Genomic DNA, 21,098 nt, shown 5'->3' on the forward strand with positions numbered 1-21,098 from the left:
AACACTAATATATAACTAAGATTAAAATTATTAAATCATGGCAAAGGAAACTTTTGATCGTTCCAAACCGCACTTAAATATAGGTACTATTGGACACGTTGATCACGGTAAAACTACTTTGACTGCTGCTATTACTAAGGTGTTAGCAGACGCTGGTCTTTCTGAGTCTCGTTCATTCGATTCTATCGACAACGCACCAGAAGAAAAAGAAAGAGGTATTACTATTAATACTTCACACGTAGAATACCAAACTGCTAACCGTCACTACGCACACGTTGACTGTCCTGGTCACGCTGACTACGTTAAGAACATGGTAACTGGTGCTGCTCAGATGGACGGTGCTATTTTGGTAGTAGCTGCTACTGATGGTCCTATGCCACAAACTCGTGAGCACATCCTTCTTGGACGTCAGGTAGGTGTTCCAAGAATCGTTGTATTCCTTAACAAAGTGGATATGGTTGACGATGAGGAGCTTCTTGAGCTGGTTGAGATGGAAGTAAGAGAGCTTCTTTCTTTCTACGAGTATGACGGAGATAACGGACCTGTAATTCCAGGATCTGCACTTGGTGCTCTTAACGGAGAGCAGGAGTGGGTTGACTCTGTAATGAAGCTTATGGACGCTGTTGACGAGTGGATCGAACTTCCTCAGCGTGATGTAGATAAGGATTTCCTTATGCCGGTTGAGGACGTATTCACTATTACTGGTCGTGGTACTGTAGCAACAGGACGTATCGAGTCTGGTGTAGCTCACACTGGTGACCCTGTAGAGATCATCGGTATGGGAGCTGAGAAGCTTACTTCAACTATCACCGGGGTAGAGATGTTCCGTAAGATCCTTGACAGAGGTGAAGCTGGAGATAACGTAGGTATCCTTCTAAGAGGTATCGAGAAGTCTGATATCAAGAGAGGTATGGTTATCTGTAAGCCAGGATCTGTGAAGCCACACGCTAAATTCAAAGCTGAGGTGTATATCCTTAAGAAAGAAGAAGGTGGGCGTCACACTCCATTCCACAACAACTACCGTCCTCAGTTCTACGTACGTACAACTGACGTAACCGGAACTATCAGTCTTCCTGACGGAGTTGAAATGGTAATGCCAGGTGATAACCTTACTATTACTGTAGATCTTATTCAGCCTATCGCACTTAACAAAGGTCTGCGTTTCGCGATCCGTGAAGGTGGTAGAACTGTAGGAGCTGGTCAGGTTACTGAGATTTTAGACTAAGTTCTAGATAAATAATTTTCAAGTTAAGGGTATCCTGTCGTCAGGCGGGATGCCTTTAAACTTGAATAGACGGGTGTAGTTCAAGGGTAGAATAGCGGTCTCCAAAACCGTTGATGGGAGTTCGAATCTCTCCACCCGTGCAAAATAGTAATACGAAGATACTATGGTAAATTATATCAAAGAGTCGTTCGAAGAGTTGAGAACGAATGTGACCTGGCCAAGCTGGGCAGAAGGACAGAATCTGATGGTGGTAGTGGCAGTGTTTTCCATTCTCTTTTCTTTGACGATCTGGGGAATAGATACAGTGTTCAGTAAAGTGATCAGTTTCTATTTCAGTTTAATCAGCTAAGAATTTTAAAGCATTTTTATTGCAATGGCAGAAGCATTAGCAAAACAGTGGTACGTTGTAAGAGCCGTTAGTGGTCAGGAGAACAAGGTTAAGGGGTATATCGAGCAAGAGATCGCCCGACTTGGTTATGCTGACTATGTAGACGAGGTATTGGTGCCTACTGAAAAAGTGATCCAGATACGTAACGGGAAAAAGATCAGTAAGGAACGGGTGTATTTTCCGGGCTACGTAATGGTGAAGGCTAATCTTGGCGGAGAGGTTGTTCACGTGATCAAATCGATTACAGGGGTGATCGGTTTTCTCGGAGAGGTAAAAGGAGGAGATCCTGTGCCGTTGAGAAAATCTGAAGTGAACAGAATGTTAGGTAAGGTAGATGAGCTGACTGTTAAGACAGACAATGTGGCGATACCTTATACCATTGGAGAAACTGTAAAAGTGATCGACGGACCGTTTAATGGATTTAACGGTACGGTAGAAAAGATCAATGAAGAAAAGCGTAAGCTCGAGGTAATGGTGAAGATCTTCGGTCGTAAGACTCCGCTTGAATTGAGCTATATGCAGGTAGAGAAAGTATAATTGTTACATTATATACTAGATTCGCCTTGCTTCCATTAGGGCGTATCAAAATTAAATTGAACTATTAAACAATGGCAAAAGAAGTTAGTAAAGTAGTTAAACTACAAGTTAGGGGAGGTGCTGCGAATCCGTCGCCACCGGTTGGACCCGCTCTAGGTGCTGCCGGCGTTAACATCATGGAGTTCTGTAAGCAGTTTAATGCTCGTACACAGGACAAACCGGGTAAAGTATTACCTGTTGTTATCACCGTATACTCAGATAAGTCGTTCGACTTCGTAGTAAAGACACCGCCAGCGGCAGTTCAGCTTATGGAAGCGGCAAAGGTTAAAAAGGGTTCAGGAGAGCCAAACCGTAAGAAAGTAGCGAGCGTAACCTGGGATCAGGTAAAAACGATCGCAGAAGACAAAATGCAGGATCTGAATGCATTTACCGTAGAATCGGCCATGAGCATGGTTGCTGGTACTGCAAGATCAATGGGTCTAACGGTTTCAGGTGAAAAGCCTTTTTAACTCTTAAACGAATCTGGAAATGGCACGATTAACGAAAAAGCAAAAAGAAGCTGCAGCTAAATTAGACAGAAGTAAACTATACTCTGTTTCTGAAGCTTCTCAATTAGTAAAAGATATCACTAACGTAAACTTTGATGCATCTGTTGACCTGGCAGTGCGTTTGGGAGTAGATCCTCGTAAGGCGAATCAAATGGTTCGTGGCGTGGTTACCCTTCCTCACGGAACCGGGAAAGACGTAAAGGTTCTTGCTCTGGTAACTCCTGATAAGGAGGCTGAAGCTAAAGAGGCCGGTGCAGACTACGTAGGGTTAGATGAGTATCTGCAAAAGATCAAAGACGGTTGGACTGATGTTGATGTGATCATCACCATGCCAAGCGTAATGGGTAAACTTGGACCATTAGGACGTATCCTTGGGCCAAGAGGTTTAATGCCAAACCCAAAGACCGGTACGGTAACTATGGATGTTGCCAAAGCGGTAGGAGAGGTGAAGGCCGGTAAGATCGACTTTAAAGTTGATAAGACAGGTATCGTACACGCTTCTATCGGAAAAGCATCTTTCTCTGCAGAGAAGATCGCCGGAAATGCGAACGAATTAATTCAAACTTTAATTAAACTTAAGCCAACTGCGGCTAAGGGTACCTACATCAAAAGTATCTCTATGTCGAGTACTATGAGTCCAGGGGTGCCTGTCGATCCTAAAGCAGTTTAATTGGCAGTTGTAAATTTTTGACATCATGACTAGAGAAGAAAAGTTAACGGTAATAGAAGATTTGACTGCACAGTTAGCTGAAAGTGGCATCATTTACCTTGCCGACATTTCAGGATTAGACGCCCAAACAACCTCTAATTTAAGAAGAGCTTGTTTTAAGGCAAACATTAAGCTTGCAGTTGTTAAGAATACCTTGCTTGCAAAAGCAATGGAAGCTTCTGATAAGGATTTCGGAGACCTTCCTTCTACCTTGAAAGGAAACACCTCTCTGATGCTTTCAGAAACCGGTAACGCTCCGGCTAAACTCATCAAGGATTTTAGAAAAAAATCTAATAAGCCTTTACTTAAAGGAGCCTTTATTGAAGAGGCGATCTTTATCGGAGATGAGCAACTGGAAACTCTTGTGGCTATCAAGTCTAAGGAGGAAGTTATCGGAGATATCATCGGATTACTGCAGTCGCCTGCTAAGAACGTTATCAGCGGTCTTAAGAGTGGTGGCGGTAAACTGGCCGGTATCCTGAAAACCCTTTCAGAAAAAGAATCATAGAACGCACTTTAATTATTATACATTAAAATTTTATATTTAAAAACGATAGAAAATGGCAGATTTAAAAGATTTTGCAGAACAATTGGTTAACCTTACCGTAAAAGAAGTAAACGAGTTAGCTGATATCCTTAAAGAAGAATATGGTATCGAGCCTGCTGCTGCTGCAGTTGCTGTAGCTGGTGGTGCTGCCGCCGGTGGTGGTGAAGCCGCTGAGGAGAAAACTGAATTTGACGTTATCCTTAAGTCAGCTGGTTCTTCTAAGCTTGCAGTTGTTAAGCTTGTAAAAGAACTTACAGGTCTCGGACTGAAAGATGCTAAAGAAATGGTTGATAGCGCCCCTAAAGCTATCAAAGAAGGCGTTTCTAAAGACGAGGCCGAAGGTCTTAAGAAGTCTTTAGAGGAGGCTGGTGCTGAGGTAGAATTGAAGTAATTTTGCCCTACAGCGCAAGGCTGTAAAAACACGGTTTAGGTCTGTCCCCAATAGCGGGGATAAGGCCTAAACCCTTTTGCGTATATAATTGTGTACGTGATTTCATATTTATTTTAATCATAATACTGTCCATTGATGTTCACAAATCAGACTGAAAGAATTAATTTCGCCTCTGCAAAAAGTACCCCGGATTATCCGGATTTTTTGGACATTCAGATCAAATCTTTCCAGGACTTCTTCCAGCTGGAAACGAAATCTGAAGAGAGGGGTAACGAAGGTCTTTACAATACCTTCATGGAGAACTTCCCCATTACTGATACGCGCAATCAATTTGTACTTGAATTCCTAGATTACTTTATTGACCCTCCACGCTACTCCATCCAGGAGTGTATTGAGCGAGGGCTTACTTACAGCGTGCCGTTGAAAGCCCGCTTGAAATTGTACTGTACAGACCCGGAGCATGAAGACTTCGAAACGATCGTGCAAGACGTATACCTGGGAACGATCCCTTATATGACTCCCAGTGGTACCTTTGTGATCAATGGAGCGGAAAGGGTTGTTGTATCGCAGTTACACCGTTCACCCGGAGTATTCTTCGGACAATCTTTCCACGCTAACGGAACCAAGCTTTACTCTGCAAGGGTAATTCCTTTTAAAGGTTCCTGGATCGAATTTGCGACCGATATCAACAGCGTAATGTATGCCTATATCGATCGTAAAAAGAAATTACCGGTTACTACCCTGTTCAGAGCTATCGGCTTTGAGCGCGATAAGGACATCCTTGAAATATTTGACCTCGCAGAAGAGGTGAAGGTGACCAAGACCGGACTTAAAAAAGTACTTGGGCGAAAACTAGCCGCCCGTGTGCTTAAAACATGGCACGAGGATTTTGTTGATGAGGATACAGGAGAAGTAGTATCCATTGAGCGTAATGAGATCATCCTCGACAGGGATACCATTCTGGAAAAAGAACACCTGGAAGAGATTCTAGATACCGATGTTAAGACCATTCTTCTTCATAAAGAAGAAAGTCAGACCGGTGACTATGCCATTATTTACAATACCCTTCAAAAAGACCCTACAAACTCTGAAAAAGAGGCTGTAGAACATATATACCGTCAGCTTCGTAATGCTGAGCCGCCGGATGAGGAAACCGCTCGTGGTATCATTGATAAGTTGTTCTTCTCTGATCAACGTTATAACCTTGGAGAGGTTGGACGTTACAGAATGAATAAGAAACTGGGACTTGATATTGAAATGGATAAGCAGGTGCTTACCAAAGAGGATATCATTACCATTATCAAATACCTGATCGAGCTGATCAACTCTAAGGCAGAGATCGATGATATTGACCACCTTTCCAACCGTCGTGTACGTACCGTTGGGGAGCAGTTGTCTACCCAATTTGGTGTAGGTCTTGCCCGTATGGCAAGAACCATTCGTGAGCGTATGAACGTACGTGATAACGAGGTGTTTACTCCTATTGACCTGATCAACGCCAAAACACTTTCATCGGTCATTAACTCTTTCTTTGGTACCAACCAGCTTTCGCAGTTCATGGACCAGACCAACCCATTGGCAGAGATCACGCACAAGCGTCGTCTTTCTGCTCTTGGACCGGGTGGACTTTCACGTGAGCGTGCCGGATTTGAGGTGCGTGACGTTCACTATACCCACTATGGTCGTCTTTGTCCGATCGAGACTCCTGAAGGACCAAACATTGGTCTGATCTCGTCTCTTTCTGTGTTTGCAAAGGTGAATAATATGGGATTCATCGAAACTCCTTACCGCACGGTTAAGGAAGGTAAGGTGAATCTTGGAGAAGTACTTTACCTGAGTGCTGAAGAAGAAGAAGGTAAGAAAATAGCCCAGGCTAACATTCCGTTAAAAGACGACGGAACCATAGAAAATGATAAGGTAATTGCCCGTGAAGAGGGTGACTTCCCGGTGGTAGATCCATCAGAAGTGCACTATACTGACGTGGCACCAAACCAGATCGCCTCTATTTCAGCATCGTTGATTCCTTTCCTTGAGCATGATGATGCGAACCGTGCCCTGATGGGATCTAACATGATGCGCCAGGCAGTTCCTTTATTGCGTCCGCAATCACCGATCGTAGGTACCGGACTTGAGCGCCAGGTAGCTTCAGACTCCAGAGTTTTGGTAAACTCTGAAGGTGATGGAGAAGTAGATTATGTAGATGCAAAGAAAATTGTGATCAAGTACGACCGAACCGATACGGACAGATTGGTGAGTTTTGACGATGATTACAAGACCTACGACCTGGTGAAATTCAGAAAGACCAACCAGGGTACTTCGATCAACCTGAAGCCTATCGTAAGAAAAGGTGACCGGGTGAAAAAAGGACAGGTACTTTGTGAGGGTTATGCAACTCAAAAAGGAGAGCTTGCTCTTGGTAGAAACCTGCAGGTGGCCTTCATGCCATGGAAGGGTTACAACTTTGAGGATGCGATCGTGATCTCTGAGAAAGTGGTGCGTGAGGATATCTTTACCTCTATCCACATCGATGAGTATTCACTGGAAGTAAGAGATACCAAGCTTGGTGCTGAGGAATTGACCAATGATATTCCTAACGTTTCTGAGGAAGCCACCAAAGAACTTGATGAGAACGGTATGATCAGGATCGGTGCCGAGGTGAAGCCCGGTGATATTCTGATCGGTAAGATCACACCGAAGGGAGAATCAGATCCGACTCCGGAAGAGAAGCTTCTTAGAGCGATCTTCGGGGATAAGGCCGGTGATGTAAAGGATGCTTCTTTGAAAGCTTCTCCTTCATTAAGTGGTGTTGTAATTGATAAGAAATTGTTCTCAAGAGCTATCAAAGACAAGCGCAAGAGAGCTAAGGATAAGGAAGATATCGCGAAGCTGGAACTGGAATACGAAACCAAGTTCAGCCAGCTGAAAGATGTATTGGTAGAAAAGCTATTCTCTATCGTAAACGGGAAGACCTCTCAGGGGGTATTCAACGACCTTGGAGAAGAAGTATTGCCGAAAGGGAAGAAATACACCCTTAAGATGCTGAATTCGGTAGACGATTTTGCTCACCTGGTGAGTGGAACCTGGACTACTGATGATGAGACCAATGCGTTGATCAACGATCTTCTGCACAACTATAAGATCAAACTGAATGACCTGCAAGGGGCGTTGAGAAGAGATAAGTTTACCATCTCTGTCGGAGACGAACTTCCTGCGGGAATCATGAAGCTTGCAAAAGTATATATCGCCAAAAAGCGTAAGCTTAAGGTAGGTGATAAGATGGCAGGACGCCACGGTAACAAGGGTATTGTTGCGCGAATCGTGAGAGAAGAGGATATGCCGTTCCTGGAGGATGGTACTCCTGTTGATATCGTGCTTAACCCTCTTGGGGTACCTTCACGTATGAATATTGGTCAGATCTATGAGACCGTACTTGGATGGGCCGGTAAGAAGCTTCAGAAGAAGTTTGCTACACCGATCTTCGATGGTGCATCTCTTGATGAGATCAATGCTTATACCGATGAGGCCGGTATACCAAGATTCGGACATACCCACCTTTATGATGGGGGTACCGGACAGCGTTTTGACCAGGCTGCTACAGTGGGTGTGATTTACATGCTTAAACTAGGTCACATGGTAGATGATAAGATGCACGCACGTTCTATCGGACCATACTCGCTTATTACCCAGCAACCTCTTGGAGGTAAAGCACAGTTCGGGGGTCAGCGATTTGGTGAGATGGAGGTATGGGCCCTGGAAGCCTATGGTGCATCGAGCACGCTGAGAGAGATCTTGACCGTTAAATCTGATGATGTAATTGGTAGAGCCAAAACTTACGAGTCGATCGTAAAAGGAGAAACCATGCCAGAGCCCGGATTACCAGAGTCGTTCAATGTATTAATGCATGAACTGAAAGGACTCGGACTCGATATCAGATTAGAAGAATAAATTTTGGATGGCCGTCCCGAAAGGGGCGGCTCTTCAAAACGTAATTTAAATTACACTTAATTCATTATCACCATTTATTATGGCTAGAAATAAAGATAAGAATACAGTACAGAGATTTAACAAGATCTCGATCGGATTAGCATCTCCCGAGGCTATCCTCGCAGAGTCCAGAGGAGAGGTGTTAAAGCCGGAAACCATTAACTACCGTACTCATAAGCCCGAGCGTGACGGACTTTTTTGTGAGCGTATCTTTGGTCCTGTAAAGGATTATGAGTGTGCTTGTGGTAAGTATAAAAGAATTCGTTACAAGGGTATTGTTTGTGACCGATGTGGAGTTGAAGTGACCGAGAAAAAGGTACGTAGAGACAGAGTAGGTCATATTAACCTGGTAGTACCTGTAGCCCATATCTGGTATTTCCGTTCCTTACCTAATAAGATTGGTTACCTTCTTGGATTACCATCCAAGAAACTTGATATGATCATTTACTACGAACGCTACGTAGTAATTCAGCCCGGAGAGGCAAAGAATGCCGATGGGGAACCCGTTCAGAAAATGGACTTCCTTACCGAGGAAGAATACCTGAACATTCTTGACTCTATCCCGGCAGAGAATCAATATCTTGATGATTCAGATCCGAATAAGTTCATCGCTAAGATGGGAGCTGAGTGTTTGATCGAACTGCTTCAGCGTATCGATCTTGACGGGCTTTCTTATGAATTGAGACACAAGGCGCATAACGAAACCTCTAAGCAGCGTAAGACAGAAGCGCTTAAGCGACTTCAGGTGGTTGAGGCCTTCCGTGATGCTCAGCAGAACCGCGAGAACAATCCGGAATGGATGATCATGAAGGTGGTACCCGTAATTCCACCGGAATTACGTCCGCTGGTACCTCTAGACGGAGGTCGATTTGCGACTTCAGATCTGAATGACCTTTACAGAAGGGTGATCATCAGAAACAATCGTCTGAAGCGACTTATGGAGATCAAGGCTCCTGAAGTGATCCTTAGAAACGAAAAGCGTATGCTGCAGGAATCTGTAGACTCGCTATTCGATAACACCCGTAAGTCTTCAGCAGTAAAAACAGAATCAAACAGACCTCTTAAATCACTTTCAGACTCCCTGAAAGGAAAGCAAGGTCGTTTCCGTCAGAACCTGCTCGGTAAGCGTGTTGACTATTCGGCACGTTCGGTAATCGTTGTAGGTCCTGAGCTTAAATTATACGAGTGTGGTCTTCCTAAGAACATGGCTGCAGAACTTTACAAGCCTTTCGTGATCAGAAAACTGATCGAAAGAGGTATTGTAAAAACTGTGAAGTCGGCTAAGAAGATCATTGACAAGCGCGAGCCTGTAGTTTGGGATATCCTTGAAAACGTATTGAAAGGACACCCTGTACTGCTTAACCGTGCCCCCACACTTCACCGTCTGGGTATCCAGGCCTTCCAGCCAAAACTGATAGAAGGTAAGGCGATCCAGTTACACCCGTTGGTGTGTACGGCATTTAACGCCGACTTTGACGGTGACCAGATGGCGGTACACCTTCCGTTAGGGCCTGAGGCTATTCTGGAAGCACAAATGCTTATGCTTGCCTCTCACAATATTCTAAACCCTGCTAACGGTTCTCCTATTACCGTACCTTCTCAGGATATGGTACTTGGGTTGTACTATATGACCAAGGGTCGTAAGTCGACCCCTGAGCAACCTATTAAAGGGGAAGGCTTAACATTCTATTCTGCAGAAGAGGTAAATATTGCCTTTAACGAGCAGCGAGTTGACCTGAATGCCATGGTAAAAGTTCGTGCCAAGGATTTCAACGAGAATGGAGAGCTTGTTTATAAGATCATCGATACCACTGTAGGACGTATCCTGTTCAATACCGTAGTACCTGAGCAGGCCGGGTTCGTAAATGAACTCCTTACCAAGAAATCTCTTCGTGATATTATTGGTAAGATCCTGAAGGCTACAGATGTTCCTACCACCGCAGACTTCCTTGACAAGATCAAGAATATGGGGTATAACTTCGCCTTTAAAGGTGGATTATCCTTCTCTCTTGGTGATATCATCATTCCAAAAGAAAAGCTGGGTATGATCGAGGAGGCCAACGAACAGGTAGACGGTATTATGATGAACTATAACATGGGTCTGATCACCAATAACGAGCGTTATAACCAGGTGATCGACGTATGGACCTCTACCAATGCCATGCTTACTGAATTAGCCATGAAGCGTATCCGTGAGGATAACCAAGGGTTTAACTCGGTATTCATGATGCTTGACTCGGGTGCGAGGGGATCTAAAGAGCAGATCCGTCAGCTTACCGGTATGCGTGGTCTGATGGCTAAGCCTAAGAAATCTACTGCCGGTGGTGGTGAGATCATCGAAAACCCGATCCTTTCGAACTTTAAAGAAGGTCTTTCGATCCTTGAGTACTTTATCTCTACTCACGGTGCCCGTAAAGGTCTTGCGGATACCGCTCTTAAAACGGCGGATGCAGGTTATCTGACCCGTCGTCTTGTAGACGTTTCACAGGATGTTATTGTTAACAGTGAAGATTGTGGAACGCTGAGAGGGGTAGAAGTAGAGCCATTAAAGAAAAACGAAGAAGTGGTGGAAAGCCTTGGGGAAAGAATCCTTGGGCGTGTATCACTTCACGATGTATATGATCCGCTGACAGAAGAATTGCTGGTTAGTGCAGGAGAAGAGATCGGAGAAGACGCGGTTAGAAAGATCGAAGAATCACCGTTAGAGCGTGTCGAGGTACGTTCGCCACTTACCTGTGAGGCTAAGCAAGGTATCTGTACCAAGTGTTACGGACGTAACCTTGCTACCAATAAAATGGTACAAAGAGGTGAAGCTGTTGGGGTGGTTGCTGCCCAGTCGATCGGGGAGCCCGGTACTCAGCTTACCCTGAGAACCTTCCACGTAGGGGGTATTGCAGGTAACATCTCTGAAGAGAACAAGATCATTGCAAGATTCAATTCTAAGATCGAGATCGAAGATCTGAAAACGGTTAAAGGAGAAGATGGAGAAGGAAACAAGGTTGATATCGTGATCTCACGTACAGCTGAAGTTAAGTTCATCGATAAGAAGACCGGAATTACCTTAGGTACCAACAACGTACCTTATGGTTCGCAGATCTTTGTAAAAGACGGACAGTCTCTGGAAAAAGGAGATGTGGTTTGTCAGTGGGATCCATATAATGCTGTTATTATCTCAGAATTCTCAGGTAATGTAGGTTACGAGAACATCGAACAAGGGGTTACCTTCCAGGTAGAGATCGATGAGCAGACCGGATTCCAGGAGAAAGTGATCTCAGAATCGAGAAATAAGAAACTTATTCCAACCCTTCACATCAAGGATTCTAAAGGAGAGGTAATGCGTTCGTACAACCTTCCTGTTGGAGCCCACCTGATGGTAGAAGACGGAGAGAAGATCAAAGAAGGTAAGATCCTTGTTAAGATTCCACGTAAATCCTCTAAAGCGGGTGATATTACCGGAGGTCTTCCAAGGGTAACCGAGCTGTTCGAAGCGCGTAACCCATCTAACCCTGCTGTAGTATCAGAGATTGATGGTGTTGTTTCCTTCGGTAAGATCAAGCGTGGTAACCGTGAGATCATCGTAGAGTCTAAACTTGGTGAGATCAAGAAGTATCTTGTGAAGCTTTCTAATCAGATCCTTGTTCAGGAAAATGACTATGTACGTGCAGGTATGCCGCTTTCTGATGGTTCGGTAACACCTGAAGATATCCTTAGAATTAAAGGGCCTTCTGCAGTACAGCAGTACCTGGTGAACGAAGTACAGGAAGTATATCGTTTACAAGGGGTGAAGATCAACGATAAGCACTTTGAGGTAGTTGTACGTCAGATGATGCGTAAGGTAAGGATTACCGATTCCGGAGATACTACCTTCCTGGAGCAGCAGCTGGTTCACAAAGACGACTTTATCGAAGAGAACGACAGAATCTTCGGAATGAAGGTTGTTGAAGATGCCGGTGATTCTGAAAGAATGAAGCCGGGTCAGATCATCACTCCACGTGAGTTGAGAGATGAGAACTCCATCCTTCGTCGTGCAGATAAAGCGCTGGTTACTGCCAGAGAAGCTATTCCTGCGGTTGCGACTCCAATACTTCAGGGTATTACCAGAGCATCGCTTCAAACCAAATCATTCATCTCGGCAGCTTCCTTCCAGGAAACCACCAAAGTGTTGAATGAGGCAGCAGTAAGCGGTAAGGTTGATGGTCTTGAGGGACTTAAAGAGAACGTGATCGTTGGACATAAGATCCCTGCCGGTACCGGTATGAGAGACTACGACAACATCATTGTAGGATCAAAAGAAGAATACGAAGAGATCATGGCCAGCAAAAGACAGCAGGTGAATTTCTAAAGTAACTCTTTTATAATATGTGAATACCCCGGGAAACCCCGGGGTATTTTTTTTGAATATGCTTACCTTTATTCTAACTAAATATATATTCCATGAGCGATCAGAAAGACCAGAAAAAAGGACAGATCAATATAGAACTCGATGAACAGGTATCCGAAGGAACGTATTCCAACCTGGCGATCATAAATCATTCGGTTTCCGAATTCGTAGTCGATTTTGTGAACATTATGCCGGGCAGACCCAAGGCAAAGGTGAAAAGCCGTATCATCCTGACTCCACAGCACGCCAAACGTTTCCTGAAGGCCCTGGCCGATAATGTGAATCGATTTGAACAGGCCCACGGGGAGATCAAAGATTATGAGCAGCCTCCCATACCATTAAACTTCGGCCCGACCGGGGAAGCGTAGAAGGACGATTTGAGCCTGCCTGTCGCAGGCAGGGGTGAGACTCAGGATCCAAGAATCAAGAATTAAGAGCAAAGACAAGTTTTTTCCGGAGAATTGAAGTTGTTTGGCCTGTACGGATTAGACAGGTTTCACAATCACAGACCTCGGGCTACTTCGGTACTCCAACTTCGCAGTATATTACTGCATGTTTTTCTTCAAAAAGGTATCTGCTATGAAACCAGGGTAGAAGAGGTGTCCTTGATGCTGGCAGGTGTTTTGCTAACAACTCCTGTTCGCAAACAACTCACGCATGCCAATACAACCCACAGGTCTCCGGCCAAAACATTGAGGCGCTGCAGAGCTCCTTTTACCTGGTAAAGTCCGATGTCGATACCGAACTCTGAAGTGACGATGGTTACCCAAAGCGTTACAAAAGCCAGGATTCCGATAGTGCCAAGTACGAATGAGCCTGACCGAAGCGGACTTTTATACCCTTTGAAATATTTCAGGCCGTATACAATAGCTGAGAGACAGATGGCAACAGAGGCAATAAAACCTGCCAGGGTGTGTATGGTCATCTGCATCGAGTTTAATTCAGGGCGACATCCCGGAGGACAGGGGAACAACCCGATCCCGATAAATGCAACTCCGGATATGGCAAGGTATGACATTGAAAGTCCGCGGCCTGGTCCGGGTAAACGTCCTTTTAAAGCGAGGGCGGTCATGATCAGGACAATACCCAAAACGATCAGGCTGCCTAGATTGACCAGGCCGGCATAGGGCATGCCATCTGCTGATAACTCGCTGATAAAATTACTTACGGGGGAATAACCGGGAGAGATCCAGCCAATATAATAGACTAAAATATTTCTGACCAGAACAGCCAGTAAGCCTGACCATAATAATAGGGGTGTCAGTTTCTTCATAGCAGGTTTCTTCTTCAGGGTTGTTTCAGTTCATTCTGAAACAGCTTCATTTTCAGGAGCTAATATAGGGATTTTGATTTTTAAAGTTTAAGTAAGGTTGATGCCAGGAAGTTTTAGATCCTTGGGTATATTGATCAGCCTCCCGATACGATCCCTTGGAGGGGGGCACCATACCTTCGGTTGGGAAGCTCGAGGTGATGCTCGTTATCACACTGCATAAAGCATTGGAATTTGAGGAGGTATATATTCATTTATTGGCCCTTGAGGAAGATTGCTGAGATCGCCACGGTTTACTTTGTAAACCTCGCGAAGACAAATAACTTACCTGCATAACGTTATAACCTACTTTTCTATCTCAACGATCTCCAGGTTTTTGATCTCCTCTCCGTCAATGACGAACCGCAGCATGGTGCGTACCTTATGAAATCCGTGTTTTCCGGCAGCCCCGGGATTCATGTGGAGGAGCCCCAGCTGTTTGTCCCACATCACCTTAAGAATATGACTGTGACCGCAAATAAAGAGCTTCGGCGGATCTTTTTTTATCGCCTCCCTGATTCGTTTATCGTACCTTCCGGGATACCCTCCTATGTGGGTGATCCACACATCTACTCCTTCACACATGAATCGGTTGTTTTCCGGGAATTCGGTGCGAACTTCATGATCATCAATATTGCCCCAAACCCCCTTCAGAGGTTTTACCTTCTTCAGGGTATCGGTAACAGCAAGGTCGCCTACATCACCGGCATGCCATATTTCATCGGCTTCATGAGCGTATTTCAGGATCTTATCATCGAGATGGCTGTGGGTATCAGACAGGAGAAGGATTCGGGTCATAAAACTTAAAAAATAATTAAATACGCCCCCTATCAGAAGCGTATGTTATATATTAGATATCTTTGCAGGCCTACACAAAAGTAGCATTTTGCTTTGAGATATTTTGTTGAGTTTTCATACCACGGCAAGGCCTATCACGGTTGGCAGCGTCAGCCCAATGCCACCTCGGTACAGGAGATCCTCGAAAGAGCATTTAGCCTCTTGTTAAGGCAGCCCCTTGCCGTAACCGGAGCCGGTAGAACAGATGCCGGGGTGCATGCCAGCATGATGGTGGCGCATTTTGACACGGATCATCCAGTGGATATGGAGGATCTGACGTATCGCTTGAACCGATTTCTGCCGGGCGATATTGCCGTGCATCGTATCTACCGGGTGCAGCCTGATGCTCATGCAAGGTTTGATGCTACCTCAAGAAGCTATGAATACCATCTCGTTCAGGAGAAATCTCCATTTCTTAAAGACCTTGCTTATGAATACAGGGCACCGCTTGATGTATCGAAGATGAATAGTGCTGCTGCCCTCTTGATGGAATACGAGGATTTTGAATGTTTTTCACGGTCAAAGACGGATGTAAAGACGTATTTTTGCAAAATATCAAGAGCAGAATGGGAGGAGGTATCTCCTTCAAAACTGATCTTTCATATTACGGCCGACCGCTTTTTGCGAAACATGGTACGAGCTGTAGTGGGCACCCTTTTGCAAATCGGCGAAGGAAAGCTTGATGAGGAAGGCCTGAGACGTATTATCATGAGTAAAAATCGCAGTGAGGCCGGAGCCTCTGTTCCTGCTCATGGCTTATACCTGACGGATGTTTCATACCCAAAAACAATATTAAAAACGAATGAGTAAGGATACTACAGGGAAATCGTTTGATCTGAATCTTTTTAAAAGATTGATGAGATATACCCAACCGTATAAGGTGACTTTTTTTGGGGTTGCTTTTGCGGCTTTAATGCTGTCTTTCTTTTCTTCTGTACGGCCCATAATTCTAAGGTATACTGTTAATGATTATATCATTGGTAAAGATGCCGAATCCCTGCTGTATTTTGTGTTATTAATGACCGCAGCCCTGGTCTTGGAGGTGATCAGCCAACTGTCGTTCATTTATTTTGCCAATTGGCTCGGACAATCAGTGATCAGAGATATCCGGCTTAAACTCTTTAATCATATGATACGTTTCCGGATGAAGTATTTTGATAGTTCATCGGTCGGGATTCTCGTAACAAGAGCCGTGAATGATATAGAGCGTATTGCTGCCATTTTCAGCGACGGACTTTTTATGATCGTCAGTGATCTTCTTAAAATGACAGTGGTAGCCGGGGTAATGATCTATTTTAACTGGAAACTTTCTGTGATCATTTTTGCCGTACTTCCTTTAATGTTATACGCTACCCGCCTTTTTCAAAAAGCCATGAAAAAAGCCTTTATAGAGGTGCGTAAAGAGGTGGCTAATTTAAATTCCTTTGTCCAGGAGCGATTAACAGGAATGAAGATCGTACAGTTGTTTGTTCGGGAAAAGAAGGAGTACGATGATTTTGTTGCGATCAATGAAAAGCATAAAACAGCCTGGATCAATACGGTGTGGTATAATTCTATTTTTATAGCCGTTGTTGAGATGATGGCAGCGGTCACCACCGGACTTTTAGTTTGGTATGGAGGATTGCAGGCTGTGATGAATAATGATATGGCAAAACTTGGAGATGTCTTTATGTTCATCATGTTGTCTACCATGATCTTCCGTCCGCTTAGACAGATCGCCGATAAGTTCAATACCCTTCAAATGGGTATGGTAGCTGCCAACCGGGTTTTTGATGTTCTGGATACTCAAAGCAGGGTAGAAGAGACCGGAACGGTAAAAGCTGGTCACTTTAAAGGTAAGATCGAATTCGATAAGGTACGCTTTGAATATGTGGCCGATGAAGAAGTGTTAAAAGGAATCAGTTTCACTGCACAACCGGGTGAGACTGTGGCAATAGTAGGGGCTACAGGAGCAGGAAAGTCAACCATTATTAACCTGCTTAACAGGTTTTATGATATCAAGGCCGGAGAGATTCGTGTAGATGATCAGAATATCAATGATTTTACCGTAGAATCACTCAGAAACGAGATCGCTATCGTATTGCAGGATGTGTTCTTATTCGCCGATACCATTCTGAATAATATTACTCTGAAAAATCCTGATATATCTGAAGAGGAGGTAATCGCCGCCGCCAAGGAGATCGGGATTCATAAATTCATCAAGAGCCTTCCGGGAGGTTATCATTACAATGTGAAGGAAAGAGGGAGTATGCTATCCAGCGGACAGCGACAGCTGATCGCTTTCCTGAGAGCCTATGTGAGTGATCCTTCTATTCTGGTGTTGGATGAAGCAACCTCGTCTGTAGACGGACATTCTGAAAAACTTATTCAAAAGGCAACTGAGAGGGTAACTAAGGGGAGAACGTCCATGGTGATTGCCCACCGCCTTGCTACCGTGAAAAAAGCCGATAAGATCCTGGTAATGGAAGCCGGGAAGATCATTGAAGAAGGCACGCATGATGATCTGCTTAAGAAGGAAGATGGGCATTACCGTAAACTTTACGAGGTGCAGTTTATGGCGGAGGAAGAGGCTGTTTAGTTTAAGCCAGATCCTTTTTAAGCATTTCGATGAGTTCTTCGTTGTCTTCAAAAAGCACAAACTCACCATTCTTAATATAAGAAAGCTGTCCGGTTTCTTCGCTTACCACTAAAGCCACCGCATCTGTTTTCTCTGAAATGCCCACTGCAGCCCTGTGGCGTAATCCGAAGCGAAGGGGAATGCTTCTTTCATTAGATACCGGAAGAATTACCCGGGTCGCGGTGATCTGGTTGTCTTCAATGATAACAGCCCCATCGTGAAGCGGACTGTTCTTAAAGAAAATGCTCTCAATGATGGGCTGGGTAACTTCAATATTCATCGAATCTCCCGTATTCTTTACAAAATCAAGCGGACTGTTTCTTTCCAGAACGATGATGGCTCCGGTATAGGTCTTACTCATTTTTTCGCAGGCACGTACAATGGCCTCTACATCGGTCTCCAGTTGTATGGTCTTAGGCTTCAGGATCTTTAAGCGTTTTAAAACTCCGCTTTTTCCTCCAATATTGGTAGACCCCACCATAAGCAGGAACTTTCGTATTTCCTGCTGAAATACCACGATGAGGGCAAAAAATCCGACCCCGATGAATTTTCCGAAAATATTGCTGAGTACCCTCATGTTCAGGGCTTCAGTAATGAGGTATATGAAGTAAATGATCACAATGCCCAGGAAAATATTAATGGCAACGGTACCCTTTAATAATTTATAAAGGGAATACATAAGAAAGGCCACCAATACAATATCGATGATATCGATGATCTTAAATTCGAGAAAATCAAATAACTCCAAAGTAGGCAGGTTTTATGTAAAAATACAGTTATGAATGAATAAATAAAAAATTAGTTATGTAGTTATGCAGTTATGCAGGTATTCTGGAAATTCATCATTCATCATTCATCATCCATAATCCATAATCCATAATCCATAATCCATCATCCCTACTCCCTACTCTCTACTTTAAACTAACGCTCTGACCTGTTACTTATCACCTGTCACTTTTCACCTGTCATCCTTCCAAACAGGTTTACACACTGCACCGCTTCTTTCACATCATGAACTCTGAGGATGTTGGCTCCCTTTTGCAGGCATAGGGTATTTAGTACGGTGGTGCCATTCAGGGCTTCATCAGGAGAGATCCCCAGGGTTTTATAGATCATAGACTTTCGGCTTACTCCTGCCAGTATAGGCTTGTCGAGTATGCTCAGGTGATCAAGGTGCTGCAACAAAGTAAAGTTTTGTTCAATGTTCTTGGCGAAACCAAACCCCGGATCAATAATTACATCATTGACCTTATGATCGCGGGCCTTTGCAATTTGTTGGGAGAAGAAAAAAGTGATCTCTTTCAGCAGATCATCATAGGTGGCCATTTGTTTCATATTTTGAGGAGTCCCCTTCATATGCATCATGATATAAGGTACCGCCAGTTGGCCGGCCAGGGGTATCATGTTCTCATCAAGAGTGCCCCCCGAAATATCATTGATGATTGCCGCTCCGGCTCCAATATTCTCTTTTGCAACTTTTGCCCTGAAAGTATCTATAGAGATCAAGGCATCCGGGAAATTTTTAAGGATAAGGGTAGTGGCCTCGACCGTTCTGCGAAGTTCTTCCTCCTCTGCAATATCATCAGCCCCCGGCCTGGAGCTATACCCGCCTACATCTATAAAATCAGCACCATCTTCAAGCATCTGCTCTGCTTGCTGCAACAAAGCTGTTTCATCATTGTATCGGCCGCCGTCATAAAAAGAATCAGGGGTGACATTTAAAATTCCCATCACCTTCGGAGAGGAGAGATTCACAAGGGTACCTTTACAATTAATTGTCATAAGTTGTTAGTAAAAAAATGATTTCCTTGAGCAGCACGGGGCTGTGTCTTACGGGAAAACTCCTATTTTTGAACAAATGATTATTTTACGCGAAATTTAAACAAAATTAGAGCAACCTCATGCATGATACCTCGAAACAATACGACGCTGTAGTGAACCACTGCCGGGAACTTTTTTCTAAAAAGATGAAAGATTACGGTAGTGCCTGGAGAATACTGCGTCTCCCATCGCTGACGGATCAGATCTTTATAAAGGCACAACGTATCCGGTCGCTGCAGGAAAACGCTGAACGTCGGGTTGATGAAGATGAGGTGGCTGAATTCATTGGTATCATAAATTATTCGGTGATGGCCCTGATTCAGATAGACAAAGGTATTGCCAAGGAGCCCGATCTTGATGTTGAAGAGGCAGTGAAACTGTACGATGAAAAGATAGCCCTTACCAAAACCCTGATGGAAAATAAGAATCATGATTATGGCGAGGCCTGGAGAGATATGAGGGTGAGTTCGCTTACAGATCTTATCCTTCAAAAGCTGCTCAGGGTAAAGCAGATCGAAGATAATAAAGGAGAGACCCTGGTCAGCGAAGGCATCGATGCCAACTACCAGGACATGATCAATTATGCCATTTTTGCTTTGATACTTTTAGAAGCTTTTGACCCTGCTTAAACTATTTTTCTTCCCCATTATTAACCATCATACTTTACGGCTATGAATCTAATTACACAAATATCACGAATACTGGTAGGATGTATTTTCATCCTGAGCGGACTCATTAAAATGAATGACCCGGTTGGTTTTTCGTTTAAACTGGATGAATATTTTGGGGCTGATGTCCTGAATTTAGAGTTTCTGCAACCCCTGGCCCTAACTTTCGCGATCATCCTCGTAATTCTGGAAGTACTTTTGGGTGTTGCCTTGTTGCTGGGCTATAAAAAAAGATGGACGTTGTGGAGTTTACTGGCCATGATCGTCTTTTTTACATTTTTAACCTTTTATTCGGCCTATTTCAATAAGGTGACCGATTGTGGATGTTTCGGCGATGCCATTAAATTAACCCCATGGGAGTCGTTTACCAAAGATGTGGTTCTTCTGTTGCTGATCCTGATCCTGATGGCAGGGCAGCGTTTTATTCAACCGCTTTTTAATACAAAAGTTTCCGGCGTGGTTATGGGAATAGTGCTTTTAGGCTGCTCCTTTCTGAGTTATCACGTTATAGAGCATCTTCCGCTGGTTGATTTCCGACCCTATGAGGTGGGTGCTAATATTCCGCAAGGTATGAGTATTCCGGATGGTGCTCCCGAACCTGTATTTGAATACTCCTGGAAGTTCAAGGTGAATGGAGAAGAGAAAGTGATCGTGACCAATGGAGATTACCCCCAGGTGGAGGGTGAATTCATAGATGTGGAAACCGAAGAGGTGCAAGCGGGATACGAGCCGCCCATTCATGACTTTACCATGGAGAAGGACGGGGTGGATCATACTGCCGAATTGATGTCTAAAGATAAATTATTCATTATCGTTGCCCGGGATCTCGAAAAGTCAAATAAGCATGCGCTGGCAGCCTTGAAAGAGCAAATAACCGCAGCAAAAAATAAGGGGTATGAAGTAATTGGCTTATCGGCATCTTCCGAAGAGGTGTCAAAACAGCTCACGAGTCAATACGGACTTGATCTCGACCTTTATTTCTGTGATCTGACTACGCTGAAGACCATTGTACGTTCAAATCCGGGTATTCTTATCCTTGAAAAAGGCACCATTACTGAAAAGTTGCATTTCAACGATATCGGGGAGCTGAGGTTTTAAAAAGAAAGCCGTAGCGAAGTGTAGGATTATTTTGGTTG

The 21,098-nt window shown here is 44.1% G+C and carries 18 protein-coding genes and 1 tRNA gene; 15 read left to right on the top strand and 4 right to left on the bottom strand.

The window, feature by feature from the left end; genetic code table 11:
• Window positions 1-37: 37 nt before the first annotated feature.
• From tuf to E7Z59_RS11475, 11 genes are all read left to right on the top strand, one after another.
• The gene (gene tuf, locus E7Z59_RS11425; RefSeq protein WP_136336483.1) at window positions 38-1,225 is read left to right on the top strand and encodes an elongation factor Tu; all 1,188 of its coding nucleotides are present in this window, start codon (window positions 38-40) and stop codon (window positions 1,223-1,225) included.
• 69 nt (window positions 1,226-1,294) lie between these two features.
• A tRNA-Trp gene (locus E7Z59_RS11430) sits at window positions 1,295-1,365 on the top strand.
• Window positions 1,366-1,388: 23 nt separating this feature from the next.
• A complete protein-coding gene (secE, locus tag E7Z59_RS11435) occupies window positions 1,389-1,574 on the top strand; it encodes a preprotein translocase subunit SecE (protein WP_136336484.1) in 186 nt (61 codons plus the stop codon).
• Between the two features lie 24 nt (window positions 1,575-1,598).
• Entirely contained in the window at window positions 1,599-2,150 is a 552-nt protein-coding gene (nusG, locus tag E7Z59_RS11440) for a transcription termination/antitermination protein NusG (RefSeq protein ID WP_136336485.1), read from the top strand.
• A 71-nt stretch (window positions 2,151-2,221) separates the two neighbouring features.
• On the top strand, window positions 2,222-2,659 hold the full coding sequence (gene rplK / locus E7Z59_RS11445) for a 50S ribosomal protein L11 (protein WP_136336486.1): 438 nt from the start codon (window positions 2,222-2,224) through the stop codon (window positions 2,657-2,659).
• 19 nt (window positions 2,660-2,678) lie between these two features.
• A complete protein-coding gene (rplA, locus tag E7Z59_RS11450) occupies window positions 2,679-3,368 on the top strand; it encodes a 50S ribosomal protein L1 (protein ID WP_136336487.1) in 690 nt (229 codons plus the stop codon).
• 25 nt (window positions 3,369-3,393) lie between these two features.
• Window positions 3,394-3,915 carry a 50S ribosomal protein L10 gene (gene rplJ / locus E7Z59_RS11455; RefSeq protein WP_136336488.1) on the top strand — a complete coding sequence of 174 codons (522 nt, stop codon included), beginning with the start codon at window positions 3,394-3,396 and terminating at the stop codon, window positions 3,913-3,915.
• A 52-nt stretch (window positions 3,916-3,967) separates the two neighbouring features.
• Window positions 3,968-4,345 (top strand): 50S ribosomal protein L7/L12, encoded by a 378-nt coding sequence (rplL, locus tag E7Z59_RS11460; protein WP_136336489.1) that lies wholly within the window; start codon window positions 3,968-3,970, stop codon window positions 4,343-4,345.
• A 135-nt stretch (window positions 4,346-4,480) separates the two neighbouring features.
• On the top strand, window positions 4,481-8,290 hold the full coding sequence (gene rpoB, locus E7Z59_RS11465) for a DNA-directed RNA polymerase subunit beta (protein WP_136336490.1): 3,810 nt from the start codon (window positions 4,481-4,483) through the stop codon (window positions 8,288-8,290).
• A gap of 79 nt (window positions 8,291-8,369) precedes the next feature.
• Entirely contained in the window at window positions 8,370-12,671 is a 4,302-nt protein-coding gene (gene rpoC, locus E7Z59_RS11470) for a DNA-directed RNA polymerase subunit beta' (RefSeq protein ID WP_136336491.1), read from the top strand.
• A gap of 92 nt (window positions 12,672-12,763) precedes the next feature.
• Window positions 12,764-13,078 carry a DUF3467 domain-containing protein gene (locus tag E7Z59_RS11475; protein WP_136336492.1) on the top strand — a complete coding sequence of 105 codons (315 nt, stop codon included), beginning with the start codon at window positions 12,764-12,766 and terminating at the stop codon, window positions 13,076-13,078.
• Between the two features lie 209 nt (window positions 13,079-13,287).
• On the opposite strand, the gene E7Z59_RS11480 is transcribed toward E7Z59_RS11475, so the two are convergent.
• Together E7Z59_RS11480 and E7Z59_RS11485 are read right to left on the bottom strand one after the other, a co-directional pair.
• Window positions 13,288-13,983, bottom strand: a complete 696-nt coding sequence (locus tag E7Z59_RS11480) for a DUF998 domain-containing protein (RefSeq protein WP_136336493.1) — start codon at window positions 13,981-13,983, stop codon at window positions 13,288-13,290.
• A 342-nt stretch (window positions 13,984-14,325) separates the two neighbouring features.
• A complete protein-coding gene (locus E7Z59_RS11485; RefSeq protein WP_136336494.1) occupies window positions 14,326-14,817 on the bottom strand; it encodes a metallophosphoesterase family protein in 492 nt (163 codons plus the stop codon).
• A gap of 93 nt (window positions 14,818-14,910) precedes the next feature.
• On the opposite strand from E7Z59_RS11485, the gene truA reads away from it, so the two are divergent.
• Both truA and E7Z59_RS11495 read left to right on the top strand, forming a co-directional pair.
• Window positions 14,911-15,666 (top strand): tRNA pseudouridine(38-40) synthase TruA, encoded by a 756-nt coding sequence (gene truA / locus E7Z59_RS11490; protein WP_136336495.1) that lies wholly within the window; start codon window positions 14,911-14,913, stop codon window positions 15,664-15,666.
• Window positions 15,659-17,434: an ABC transporter ATP-binding protein gene (locus tag E7Z59_RS11495; protein WP_136336496.1), complete on the top strand. Its 1,776-nt coding sequence runs from the start codon at window positions 15,659-15,661 to the stop codon at window positions 17,432-17,434. The genes truA and E7Z59_RS11495 overlap by 8 nt, the downstream gene beginning before the upstream one ends.
• A 1-nt stretch (window position 17,435) precedes the next feature.
• Here E7Z59_RS11495 and cdaA read toward each other — a convergent pair whose 3' ends face one another.
• Together cdaA and folP are read right to left on the bottom strand one after the other, a co-directional pair.
• The gene (gene cdaA / locus E7Z59_RS11500; RefSeq protein ID WP_136336497.1) at window positions 17,436-18,221 is read right to left on the bottom strand and encodes a diadenylate cyclase CdaA; all 786 of its coding nucleotides are present in this window, start codon (window positions 18,219-18,221) and stop codon (window positions 17,436-17,438) included.
• 203 nt (window positions 18,222-18,424) lie between these two features.
• Window positions 18,425-19,255, bottom strand: coding sequence for a dihydropteroate synthase (folP, locus tag E7Z59_RS11505; protein ID WP_136336498.1), 831 nt, complete (start codon window positions 19,253-19,255; stop codon window positions 18,425-18,427).
• 119 nt (window positions 19,256-19,374) lie between these two features.
• On the opposite strand from folP, the gene E7Z59_RS11510 reads away from it, so the two are divergent.
• Together E7Z59_RS11510 and E7Z59_RS11515 are read left to right on the top strand one after the other, a co-directional pair.
• Window positions 19,375-19,923: a DUF1599 domain-containing protein gene (locus tag E7Z59_RS11510; RefSeq protein WP_136336499.1), complete on the top strand. Its 549-nt coding sequence runs from the start codon at window positions 19,375-19,377 to the stop codon at window positions 19,921-19,923.
• A gap of 42 nt (window positions 19,924-19,965) precedes the next feature.
• Window positions 19,966-21,060, top strand: coding sequence for a BT_3928 family protein (locus E7Z59_RS11515; protein WP_136336500.1), 1,095 nt, complete (start codon window positions 19,966-19,968; stop codon window positions 21,058-21,060).
• Window positions 21,061-21,098 lie beyond the last annotated feature (38 nt).

It is taken from the genome of Robertkochia marina (assembly GCF_004799345.1).
GTDB classification, from domain to species: domain Bacteria; phylum Bacteroidota; class Bacteroidia; order Flavobacteriales; family Flavobacteriaceae; genus Robertkochia; species Robertkochia marina.